Raw genomic sequence first — 13,299 nt, 5'->3', positions numbered from 1 at the left:
CTGACGCCGAATGGCAAACTGGACCGCAAGGCCCTGCCGGCACCGGACCTCGACGCCGTGGTCCGCCGTGGCTACGAGGCTCCGCAAGGCGAAACCGAAATCGCTCTGGCGCGGATCTGGAGCGACTTGCTCAAAGTCGAGCAGGTCGGGCGTCACGATCACTTTTTCGAGTTGGGCGGCCATTCGCTACTGGCCGTCAGTCTGATCGGCCATATGCGCCAGGCCGGCCTCAGTGTCGATGTGCAGGCGCTCTTCAGCCAGCCGACCCTGGCGGCCCTGGCCGCTGCCGTGGGCGGCGGGCGGGAAATCGTCGTTCCGGCCAACCTCATCCCGGCCGGCTGCGAGCACATCACCCCGGCGATGTTGCCGCTGCTCAGCCTCGACCAGGCGGCTATCGATCGTATTGTCGCCAGCGTGCCGGGTGGTGCGGCGAATGTGCAGGATATCTACCCGCTGGCACCCTTGCAGGAAGGTATCCTTTATCACCACCTGTCGGCCGGTGCAGGCGATCCCTACGTCCTCCACGCCCTGTTCACGGTGCCGGACCGCTCGCGGCTGGACGCCTTTGCCCAGGCGCTGCAACAGGTCATCGACCGGCATGACATCCTGCGCACCGCCGTGCTTTGGCAAGGTCTCGACGAGCCGGTCCAGGTGGTTTTGCGCCAGGCCCGGTTGCACTACGAGACCTTGGCGTTCGATCCGCGTTCTGGTGAGGTGGCGGACCAGCTCAAGGAACGTTTCGATACCCGCTACTCGCGGATGGATGTGACCCAGGCGCCGCTGATGCAACTGGTGTTCGCCGAGGACGAAGGACAGCAGCGCTGGGTGGCGATGTTGCGCTTCCACCACATGGCCCTGGACCACACGGCCCTGGAGGTGGTGCGTCAGGAAATCCAGGCGTACCTGCTGGGAGAGGCCGCGCAGTTGGGCAGCCCGGTGCCGTATCGCAACTATGTGGCCCAGGCCCGCCTCGGTGTGAGCCAGGAGGAACACGAACGGTTCTTCCGCGAACGTCTCGGCGATATCGACGAACCGACCCTGCCGTTCGGCCTGCAGGATGTGCAGGGTGACGGCAGCGATATCGAACAGGCCGATCTCGCACTGGACGCCGGCCTGAGCCTGCGCCTGCGGACCCAGGCCCGTCAGCTCGGGGTCAGTGCCGCGAGTCTGGTGCACCTGGCTTTCGCCCAGGTGTTGGGGCAGGCCAGTGGCCGTGACCAGGTGGTCTTCGGTACCGTGCTGCTGGGCCGCATGCAGGGTGGCGATGGCGCCGACCGGGCCCTGGGCATGTTTATCAATACCTTGCCGCTACGGGTGACCCTTGGTGGTCAAAGCGTGCGTGAGGGGGTCAAGACCACCCACGCCGAACTGACCGCCTTGCTCGGGCACGAGCACGCCTCCCTGGCACTGGCCCAGCGTTGCAGTGCCGTGAGTGCGCCGCTGCCGTTGTTCAGCGCCTTGCTCAACTACCGCCACAGCAGCCTGGCCGTGACCGAGCAGGCGCAGAGCGCCTGGCAGGGCATGCAGGTGCTGGGCGGGGCCGAAGAGCGCACCAACTATCCGCTGACCCTCAACGTCGACGACCTGGGGGACGGGTTCCACTTCACGGCCTTGGTGGCGACTGCCATCGGTGCACAACGTCTTTGCGGCTATCTGCAAAGTGCCTTGGACGGCCTGGTGCAGGCCCTGGAGCAGGCACCAGAGAGCGCCGTACAGGCGATTTCAATCCTGCCGGCCAGCGAGCGTGAGCAACTGCTCGAGCACTGGAACCAGGCCGGCAAGACCTATGCCGCCTCCGCGTTGATTCACCAGCAGTTCGAGGCCCGCGCGGCCGAGCGGCCGGACGCCGTGGCGCTGGTGCATCAGGACGAAAGCCTGAGCTACGGCGAGCTCAACGCCCGTGCCAACCAGGTGGCCCATCGTCTGCTGGCCCTGGGCGTGCGCCCGGATGACCGGGTGGCCATCTGCGTCGAACGCGGCCCGGCGATGATCATCGGCCTCTTAGGTATCCTCAAGTCCGGTGCCGGTTATGTGCCGCTGGACCCGGCCTATCCCCGTGAGCGCCTGGCCTACACCCTGCGCGACAGTGAACCGGTGGCCTTGTTGAGCCAGCAGTCGGTGCAGGAGGCCTTGCCACCAGTGCAGGTGCCGGTGATCAATCTCGATGATCTGGATCTACGGGACGAGTCCGTCCGCAATCCGCAGGTGCCGAGGCTGACTTCCGCGAGCCTGGCCTACGTGATCTACACCTCCGGTTCCACCGGTCTGCCCAAGGGCGTGATGGTCGAGCACCGCAACGTTGCGCGGCTGTTCACGGCCACCGAGGACTGGTTCGGTTTCAACGAACAGGACACCTGGGCGCTGTTCCACTCGTTCGCCTTCGACTTCTCGGTCTGGGAAATCTGGGGCGCGCTGCTGCACGGCGGGCGTTTGCTGATCGTGCCGCAACTGGTCAGCCGCTCGCCACAGGATTGCTACGCACTGCTGTGCAGCGCCGGGGTGACAGTGCTCAACCAGACGCCAAGCGCGTTCCGCCAGCTGATTGCCGCCCAGGGCGACAACGCCCAGCCCCATGCCCTGCGCCAGGTGATCTTCGGCGGTGAGGCGCTGGACACGGCGATGCTCAAGCCCTGGTATGCGCGGGCCGTGAACGCCGGTACGCAACTGGTGAACATGTACGGCATCACCGAAACCACGGTGCACGTGACCTATTACCCATTGCAGGCCGAAGACGCCCAGCGCATCGGGGCGAGTCCGATCGGCAAGCGCATTCCCGACCTGCAACTCTATGTGCTCGATGCCCGTCGCGAACCGGTACCGGTGGGGGTGGTCGGCGAACTGTATGTCGGCGGGGCCGGGGTCGCCCGTGGCTACCTGAACCGGGCCGAACTCAGCGCCGAGCGTTTCCTTGCCAACCCGTTCAGCCAAGAGCCGAACGCGCGTCTGTACCGCACCGGCGACCTGGCTCGCTGGGTGGCCGACGGCAGCCTGGAATACCTGGGGCGTAACGACGAACAGGTGAAGATTCGCGGCTTCCGTATCGAACTGGGCGAGATCGAGGCGCAACTGGCCGCCTGCGAAGGTGTGCGTGATGCGCTGGTGCTGGTACGCGAGGATGAGCCGGGCGACAAGCGTCTGGTGGCCTATGTCATCGGTAACACGGACGCCGGGCAACTTCGCGAGCAACTGCGCCAGACACTGGCCGAATACATGCTGCCAAGCGCCTTCGTCAATCTGGAAGCCTTCCCGCTGACCGCCAACGGCAAGCTCGACCGCAAGGCGTTGCCGGCCCCCGATCGCTCGGCGGTGGCCAGCCGTGGCTATGAAGCGCCCGAAGGCGATACCGAGATCGCCATTGCACGAATCTGGCAGGACCTGCTGCAACTGGAGCAGATCGGTCGCCACGATCACTTCTTCGAACTGGGCGGTCACTCGCTGCTGGCGGTGAAACTGATCGAGCGCATGCGCCAGATCGACCTCAGTGCCGACGTGCGCGTGCTGTTCGGCCAGCCGACCCTGTCCGCCCTGGCGGCGGCCGTGGGCGGCCAGCGCGAGATCGAGGTACCGGCGAATGTCATCCCCGAGGGTTGTCAACGTATCACGCCTGACATGCTGCCGCTGGTCGGCCTGAGCCAGGACGATATCGACCGCATCGTGGCCAGCGTGCCCGGTGGCGTTGCCAATGTGCAGGATATCTATGCCCTGGCGCCGTTGCAGGAGGGGATTTTGTACCATCACCTGGCCGCGACCCAAGGTGATCCGTACCTGCAATACTCGCTGTTCAGCTTCGACAGCCTCGAACGCCTGCACAGCTTCGCCCAGGCCCTGCAAGGGGTGGTGGCGCGGCATGATATCCTGCGTACCGCAGTGCTCTGGGAAAGCCTGGACACGCCGGTGCAGGTGGTCTGGCGCGAAGCGCCCCTGGGCGTTGAACGGCTGGAGCTGGACCCGGCGGACGGCGATATCGCCGAACAACTGCGCGAGCGTCTGGACCCGCGGCACACCCGCCTGGATATCCGCCAGGCGCCGATGCTGCGCATCGGTTACGCCCAGGATCCGCTGAACAACCGTTGGCTTGGCATGCTGCTGTTCCATCACCTGGTGGACGACGCCACTTCGCTGCGTATCCTTTGCAGCGAAATCGAGGCGCATATGCTTGAGCGGCAGGCAGAGCTGCCGCCGTCCGTGCCGTATCGCAACTATGTGGCCCAGGCCTGCCTGGGCGTCAGCCGCGAGGACCATGAAACGTTCTTCCGCGACATGCTGGGCGATATCGAGGAACCGACACTGCCCTTCGGCCTGCAGGACGTGCAGGGCGATGGTCGCGGCATCGAGGAAGTACGCCGGGACGTGGAGGCCGGCCTGAGCCGGCGCCTGCGCTTGCAGGCGCGGCAGCTCGGGGTGAGCGCGGCGAGTCTTTGCCACTTGGCCTGGGCCCGGGTATTGAGTGCCGTGTCGGGCAGGGACGATGTGGTGTTCGGCACCGTGCTGCTGGGTCGCCTGCAGGGCGGCGAAGGCGCCGACCGGGCCCTGGGCATGTTCATCAACACCTTGCCGCTGCGCGTGACCCTGGGCGAACAGGGCGTGCGTAGTGCGTTGAAAGCCACCCATGTCCGACTCAGCGCCTTGCTCGCCCATGAACATGCGCCGCTGACCCTGGCGCAGCGTTGCAGCGGCGTGGCCGCGTCGACGCCGTTGTTCAGTTCGCTGCTCAATTACCGGCAGATCGATATCAACGTGACCGACCAGGCGTTGGCCGCCTGGGAAGGTATCCAGACGCTGGATAGCGAAGAACGCACCAACTACCCCCTGACCCTGTCGGTGAATGACTTGGGCGAGGCGTTCAACCTGGCGGTCATGGCCGAGGCGCAGATCGGCGCCGAGCGGGTCTGTGGCTATATGCACTGTGCTCTGCAAAGCCTGGTCGAGGCGCTGGAAAACACGCCGGCCCTGCCATTGACCCAGGTGTCGATCCTGCCCGATGCCGAGCGCGAGCAACTGCTGGTCGGCTTCAATGCCAGTCGCCGTGATTACCCACGGACGCAGACCGTGCAGGATCTGTTCGAAGCCCGGGTTCGAGCTCGTCCCGAGGCGTGCGCGGCGATCCATGACGGCGTGTCGTTGAGCTATGCCGAGCTCAATAGCCGGGCCAATCGCCTGGCCCGCCATCTGCGTGGCCTCGGCGTGCAGCCGGGGGACAGCGTGGCGATTCTGCTGGAGCGCTCCCACGACCTGCTGGTCAGCCAGTTGGCGGTACTCAAGTGCGCGGCGGTCTATGTGCCGCTGGATATCAACGCCCCGGCCGAGCGCCAGGGCTTCATGATCGAGGACAGCCAGGCGCGGGTTCTGCTGACGCGTCATCGGCTGTCGCTGGCTGCCGCCGTGCAGCGTGTGGAACTGGACGGTCTGGACCTGTCTCGCCTGGACGGTGACGACTTGGGGATTACGCAGTCCAGCGAAAGCCCGGCCTATATCATGTACACCTCGGGTTCCACCGGTGTGCCCAAGGGCGTGCTGGTACCGCACCGGGCTATCACCCGCCTGGTGATCAACAACGGCTATGCCGACTTCAACGACCGGGATCGTATCGCCTTTGCTTCCAATCCGGCCTTCGACGCCAGCACCATGGACGTCTGGGGTGCCTTGCTCAATGGCGGCCAGGTGCTGGTGGTGGATCATGAAACGCTGTTGGAGCCGGCACGCTTCGGTGAGTTGCTGGTCAGCGCCCAGGCCACGGTGCTGTTTGTCACCACGGCGGTGTTCAACCAGTATGTGCAACTGATCCCCGAGGCGATCAAGGGCCTGCGGATCCTCCTGTGCGGTGGTGAGCGCGGCGACCCGGCCTCGTTCCGTCGGTTACTGGCGCTGGCGCCACGGCTGCGCCTGGTGCATTGCTACGGACCGACCGAAACCACTACCTACGCCACCACCCATCACGTGACCGAAGTCGCCGAGGACGCCGACAGCGTGCCGATCGGTCGTCCCATCGGCAATACCCAGGTCTATGTTCTCGATGCCCGCCAGCAACTGGTGCCCCAGGGGTGCAGCGGTGAAATCTGCATCGGCGGCAAGGGTGTGGCATTGGGTTACCTCAACCGCGCCGAACTGAGCGCCGAAAAATTCATTGCCGACCCGTTCAGCGCCGAGCCGGATGCCTTGCTCTATCGCACCGGCGACCTCGGGCGCTGGTCGGCCGATGGCCTGCTGGAGTGCCTGGGCCGTAACGATAACCAAGTGAAGATACGCGGTTTCCGCATCGAGCCGGGGGAAATCGAGGCGCGCCTGAGCACCCATCCGCAGGTCCGCGAATGCATCGTGCTGGCCCGCGAGGACGTCCCCGGCGACAAACGCCTGGTGGCCTATGTCACCGCGACCGGCGAGCCGGCCACGGCGGAAGAACTGCGCAGTTACCTGCAAGGCCTGTTGCCGGAGTACATGGTACCCGGCGCCTATGTGCAACTGAGTGCATTGCCCCTGAACCTGAACGGCAAGGTCGATCGCAAGTTGCTGCCGATGCCGGAGTCGGACGCCCTGGCCTGCAGCGAATACCAGGCACCGCAAGGTGAAGTGGAAAATCGGCTGGCGTCGATCTGGGCGGACGTGCTCAAGCTCGAGCGGGTGGGTCGGCATGACCACTTCTTCGAACTGGGCGGTCACTCGCTGCTGGCGGTGACGCTGATCGAGCGCATGCGCCAAGCAGGTCTGAGTACCGATGTGCGGGTGCTGTTCAGCCAGCCTACCTTGGCCGCGCTGGCGGCGGCGGTGGGCAGTGGCCGCGAGATCCAGGTGCCGGCCAACCTGATTGCGCCGGGCTGTGAACGGATCACGCCGGACCTGCTGCCGCTGGCGAACCTGGATCAGGACGCCATCGATCGGATCGTCGCCACGGTGCCGGGCGGTGTCGCCAATGTTCAGGACATCTATGCCCTGGCGCCATTGCAGGAAGGCATCCTCTACCACCACCTCAGCGCGCAGCGGGGCGACCCCTACTTGCTACAAGCGCAGTTCGCCTTCGACAGTGAGGAGCGTCTGGACGATTTTGCCAGGGCCTGGGAGTTCGTGATCGGTCGTCACGATATCCTGCGCACCGCGTTGGTCTGGGAAGGTCTGGACGAACCGGTACAGGTGGTTTGGCGCGAGGCCCGGCTGATACGCGAAAACCTGGAGCCGGACCCGCGGGCCGGCGATGTGGCGACCCAACTGCTTCAGCGGTTCGACGCCCGCCATTATCACCTCGATATTCGTCAGGCGCCCATGCTGCGCTTGATCCAGGCCTGGGATGCGCCGAACCGGCGCTGGCTGGCGTTGCTGTTGTTCCACCACCTGGCGATGGACCACACCGCGATGGACGTGGTGAGCCATGAAATGCAGGCCTATCTGCTCGGTCAGCAGGCGCAACTGGGCGCGCCGGTGCCGTATCGCAACTACGTGGCCCAGGCCCGCCTGGGCGTTAGCCAGCAAGAGCACGAGCGATTCTTCCGTGAACGCCTCGGTGATATCGAGGAGCCGACCTTGCCGTTCGGCTTGCAGCAGGTCCAGGGTGATGGACAGGGCATCGAGGAGGCCCAACTGACGGTGGGTTTTGCCCTCGGTCAACGCTTGCGGGCCCAGGCCCGGCAGGCGGGGGTGAGTGTGGCGAGCCTGGTGCACCTGGCTTGGGCCCAGGTGCTGGGTCGGGTTTCGGCCCGCGACGATGTGGTGTTCGGTACGGTGCTGATGGGCCGGATGGAGGGCGGCGACGGTGCCGACCGCGCCTTGGGCATGTTTATCAACACCTTGCCGCTGCGAGTGGTCCTGGGCGGGCGCAATGTGCGCGAGGGCGTCAAGGCGACCCATGACGAACTGACCGCGTTGCTCGGGCATGAGCATGCCTCCCTGGCGCTGGCCCAACGTTGCAGTGGCGTCAGCGCGCCGCTGCCGTTGTTCAGCGCGTTGCTCAACTATCGCCACAGCAATTACGCCGTGACCGACGAGACGCGGGCAGCCTGGCATGGCATGCAATACCTGAGCGCGGAGGAGCGCACCAACTATCCGTTGAGCCTCAGTGTCGACGACCTGGGCGAAGATCTCCTGTTGACCGCCCAGACCGTTCCAGTGATCGAGGCCAAGCGGATCTGCGCCTATATGCACCAAGCCTTGCACAGTCTGGTCGAGGCACTGGAGCAGGCCAGCGAGGTGCCGTTGCCGCTGTTGTCGGTGTTGCCGGACGATGAGCGTCGGCTGTTGCTGGAGGGCTTCAATGCGACCGCGGTCGACTATCCTCGGGACGAGACCGTGCACGGGTTGTTCGAAGCCCGGGTGGCGGCCTGTGGCGATTCGCTCGCCGTCGTCGACGAGAACGGCAGCCTGACCTATGACGCACTCAATCGCCAGGCCAACCGTATCGCCCACCGCCTGATCGAATGGGGTGTTGGCCCCGATGATCGGGTGGCGATCTGTGTCGAGCGCGGCGTGGACATGCTGGTGGGGCTGCTGGGCATTCTCAAGGCCGGCGCCGCCTATGTGCCGCTGGACCCGCATTTCCCGCTCGATCGCCTGACCTATATGCTGGAAAACAGCGCTCCGGTGGCGACTCTCACTCAGCAAAGCCTGCAGCCGATCCTACCCACCAGCAGCGTACCGGTGTTGCTGCTCGATCCCGGGCTGGCCGAGCGCGAAGGCTTCCTGGCGCAGCCCGAGACCAATCCACTGCGTCATGACCTTCATCCTGAACATCTGGCCTACGTGATCTACACCTCGGGCTCCACCGGGCTGCCGAAAGGCGTGCAGATCAGCCACCGGGCCTTGGGCAACTTCCTCCACGGCATGGGCCGCGAACCGGGGCTTTCGCCTGATGATCGGCTGCTGGCGGTCACCACGATTTCCTTCGACATCGCCGCGCTCGAACTGTACCTGCCCCTGGTCAGCGGGGCCTGTGTGGTCCTGGCCTCCCGTGAGGCGACCGTGGACGCTTTGCAACTGCAGCGCCAGCTCGACGAGCAACGGATCACCGTGATGCAGGCCACCCCGGCCACCTGGCAAATGCTGGTCAGCAGTGGCTGGGCCGGCAAGCCGGACCTGCGGATCTTCTGCGGCGGCGAAGCCCTGCCGCGCAACCTGGCCCGTGAGCTGCAGGCGCGCAGCCGCGAACTGTGGAACCTCTACGGCCCCACGGAAACCACCATCTGGGCCTGTGTCGCGCGCGTCGATGCACCGGGCGTCCCGGCCATCCTGTCGGCGACAGTGCCGATCGGCAAACCGATGGCCAACACGCGGTTCTACCTGCTGGACGACAACCGCCAGCCGGTACCGCTGGGCGTGGCGGGTGAGCTGTATATCGCCGGCGTACAAGTGGCGCGCGGCTACCTGAACCGTCCGGACCTGACCGCCGAGCGTTTCCTCGACGATCCGTTCCACGATGGGCGCATGTACCGCACCGGCGACCTGGCGCGCTATCGGCCGGACGGCACGGTCGAGTACCTGGGCCGCAACGACGACCAGGTGAAAGTCCGCGGCTTCCGCATCGAACTGGGCGAGATCGAGGCCCGTCTGGCCACGTATCCCGGGATCAAGGACTGCGTGGTGGTGGCACGGGAGGATCAACCGGGCGACAAACGCCTGGTGGCCTACTTCACGCCGCAGCAGCCGGAAACCGTGCTGCCGATCCAGAGCCTGCGCGAGCATCTGCAAGCGGCATTGCCCGAGTACATGGTTCCGACGGCTTATATGCAACTCGATGCCTTGCCCTTGACGCCTAACCGCAAGGTGGATCGCAAGGCGCTGCCGGCACCGGATGGCGCCGTATCTAGCCGCGAGTACGAAGCGCCGCTGGGCAAGGTCGAGGAGCGCCTGGCCGCTATCTGGGCCGACCTGCTGCACCTGGACCGGGTCGGTCGTCACGACAACTTCTTCGAACTCGGCGGCCACTCGCTGCTGGCGGTCACGCTGATCGAGCGGATGCGCAAGGCCGGTCTGAGTGCCGATGTGCGGGCACTGCTCGGCCAGCCGACCTTGGCGGCGCTGGCGGCGGCAGTGGGCCAAGGCACGGACATCGCGGTGCCGGCCAACCGGATCCCCGAGCCTTGTGAACACATCACTCCAGACCTGTTACCGCTGGTCAGCCTGACCCAGGCGCAGATCGACCAGGTGGTGGCGACGGTGCCGGGCGGTGCGGCAAACGTGCAGGACATCTATCCGCTGGCACCGTTGCAGGAGGGCATTCTGTTCCATCACCTGTCTGCCGGTGAAGGGGACCCCTATGTGCTGCAATCGCAGTTCCGCTTCGACAGCCGCAGTCGCCTGGACGACTTTGTCCAGGCGTTGCAGAGTGTGATCGAACGGCATGATGTCCTGCGCACATCGATCGTCTGGGAGGGCCTGGAGACGCCGTTGCAGGTGGTCTGGCGTCGTGCCCGGCTGAAGGTCGAGACCCTCGGGCTCGATCCGCGCGACGGTGAACTCTCGGCGCAACTGCTGCAACGCTTCGATCCGGCGCATTGCCGCCTCGATCTCCATCAGGCACCGCTGCTGCAGCTGGCCGTCACCGAAGAGGCGTCCAGCGGGCGTTGGTTGGGTGTCCTGCGGTTCCATCATATCGCCATCGACCACACCACCCTTGCGGTGGTGCAACAGGAAATGCAGGCGTTCCTGCGTGGGCAGGCGACCTCGTTGGCGCCGGCCGTGCCGTATCGCAACTATGTGGCTCAGGCACGACTGGGCGTGAGCCAGCAGGCCCATGAAAGCTTCTTCCGCGAGATGCTCGGCGATGTCGACGAACCGACCCTGCCGTTCGAGCGGCAAGAGGTCAGGGGCGATGGACAGGCGATCGCCGAGGCTCACGCAGGACTGAGTGCCGATCTGTCTCGACGCCTGCGTGGTCGAGCCCGCCAGGCGGGAGTCAGCCCGGCGAGCCTTGCGCACCTGGCCTGGGGCATGGTGCTGGGCCGTCTGTGTCAACGCGAAAAAGTGGTGTTCGGTACCGTGCTGATGGGCCGGATGCAGGGCGGCGAGGGCAGCGACCGGGCTCTGGGCATGTTCATCAACACCTTGCCACTGCGCCTGGACCTGGGCGAGCAGGGTGCCCACAGTGCCCTCAAGGCGGCCCATGGCCGGTTGACCGCGCTGCTCGGTCATGAACATGCTTCCCTCGCATTGGCCCAGCGTTGCAGTGGCGTGCCGGCATCGATGCCGCTGTTCAGCGCCTTGCTCAACTACCGGCATGGTGGCGGTGAAGCCAGCCAGCAGGTTCTGGATGCCTGGCAGGGTATCGAAAGCCAGGGTGGGGCCGAGCGTACCAACTACCCGCTGACCCTGTCGGTGGATGATGACGGTGTGGGCTTCGGCCTGACGGTGCAGGCGATTGCCGGCATCGATGCACGGCGGGTCTGCGGATATATGCAGGCCGCGCTGGAGAGTCTGGTGGATGCCCTGGAACAGGCGCCCGAGGCACCACTGGGCGGCCTTTCTATCCTGCCGGCCGACGAGCGCGAGCAGTTGTTGGTGGGCTTCAACGACACCGCGCTGGAGTATCCGCAGGCGCAGACCATTCATGGGTTGTTCGAGGCCCAGGTGGCAAGCACGCCGGATGCCTTGGCGGTGGTGCATGGCGAGCGCCGCCTGAGCTATCGCGAGCTTAACGAAAAGGCCAACCGTCTGGCCCATGCCCTGCGCAAGCAGGGTGTGCAGCCGGACTCCCGCGTGGGGATCTGTGTCGAACGCGGCGCCGAGATGGTCGTCGGCCTGCTGGCGATTCTCAAGGCCGGGGGCGCCTACGTGCCGCTGGATCCGGCGTATCCGGCCGAGCGAATCGCCTACATGCTGCAGGACAGTGCGCCGGCCGTAGTGCTGGCCCAGAACGCGACTCAGAACTTGTTGACCGGCGTATCGGTGCCGGTGATCAACCTCGATCAGCGCACCTGGCAGAACGAATCCGTCCAGAATCCGCAAGTACCGGACCTGACCTCGGCCCACCTGGCCTACCTGATCTACACCTCGGGTTCGACCGGCTTGCCGAAAGGCGTGATGATCGAACACCGCAACACGGTGAACTTCCTGACCTGGGCCCACGGGGCCTTCGACAACGGAGCCTTGGACAAGACCCTGTTCTCGACCTCGCTGAACTTCGACCTGGCGGTCTACGAGTGCTTTGCACCGCTGACCTCGGGCGGCAGTATCGAGGTGGTGAAAAACGTCCTGGAACTGCAGCACGGCGAGCACGATATCGGCCTGATCAACACCGTGCCTTCAGCGTTGAAAGCGCTGTTGGAAGTGGATGGTCTGCCTGCTTCAGTTCACACCGTCAACGTGGCCGGTGAAGCGCTGAAACGCAGCCTGGTGGAATCGCTGTTCGAGAAAACCACAGTCCAGCGCCTGTGCAACCTCTACGGCCCTTCGGAAACCACCACCTACTCCAGCTGGGTGGCCATGGACCGCGAAGAGGGCTTCGCCCCGCATATCGGCAAACCGGTGGGCAACACCCAGTTTTACCTGCTGGACGAGCAACAACAGCCCGTCCCGCTGGGCGTCCCGGGTGAAATCTACATCGGTGGTGCCGGCGTGGCCCGTGGCTACCTAAACCGTGACGACCTGACCGCCGAGCGTTTCCTCCGGGACCCGTTCAGTCAGGACGCTTCGGCAAGGATGTATCGCACCGGCGACCTTGGCCGCTACCTGCCAGACGGCAATATCGAATACCTGGGCCGCAACGACGACCAGGTGAAGATCCGCGGTTTCCGTATCGAACTGGGCGAGATCGAGGCGCGTCTGGCCAGGCACGCCGACGTGCGTGAGGCGGTGGTGATGGCCCGGGAGGACGTGCCGGGAGAAACCCGCCTGGTGGCGTACTTCACTCCGGCCGGTACGGGGCTTGTGTCCGACAGCGGCAACCTGCGCACTTATCTGCGCGGATTGCTGCCGGACTACATGCTGCCCGCGGCCTATGTGCAGCTCGAGCGGTTGCCCCTGACCCCCAACGGCAAGCTGGACCGCAAGGCTCTGCCGACACCGGACAGCAGCGCCTACGCTTCGCGTGTCTACGAAGCCCCGGTGGGTGAGGTGGAGATCAAGCTGGCGGCGCTCTGGGAGGATCTGCTCCAGGTCGAGCGGGTGGGGCGGCATGACCACTTCTTCGAGCTGGGTGGGCATTCGCTGTTGGCGGTCAGCCTGATCGAGCGTATGCGCCAGGCGGACCTGGAAGCCGATGTCCGGGTGCTGTTCGGCCAGCCGACACTGGCCCAGGTAGCCGCGTCGGTGGGTACGACACAACAGGTGGAGGTACCGCAGGCGAAGGTTCCGACACTCAAGCGCAAACGCGTTATCTGA

1 protein-coding gene (only partly in view) is annotated in these 13,299 nt (G+C 65.4%); it reads left to right on the top strand.

Annotated features, from left to right (window positions below):
• Window positions 1-13,299, top strand: the 3' portion of a protein-coding gene (locus ACMGT0_RS16305; RefSeq protein WP_416768984.1) for an amino acid adenylation domain-containing protein. 3,108 nt of this gene lie to the left of the window's left edge; only the last 13,299 of its 16,407 coding nucleotides appear in the window; its start codon lies beyond the left edge, outside the window; its stop codon occupies window positions 13,297-13,299.

Source organism: Pseudomonas sp. RHF3.3-3 (assembly GCF_048069595.1).
Taxonomy (GTDB): Bacteria; Pseudomonadota; Gammaproteobacteria; order Pseudomonadales; family Pseudomonadaceae; genus Aquipseudomonas; species Aquipseudomonas fuscovaginae_B.
Note: the sequence above shows the minus strand (reverse complement) of the source record. Positions and strands in the feature narration are given on the sequence as shown.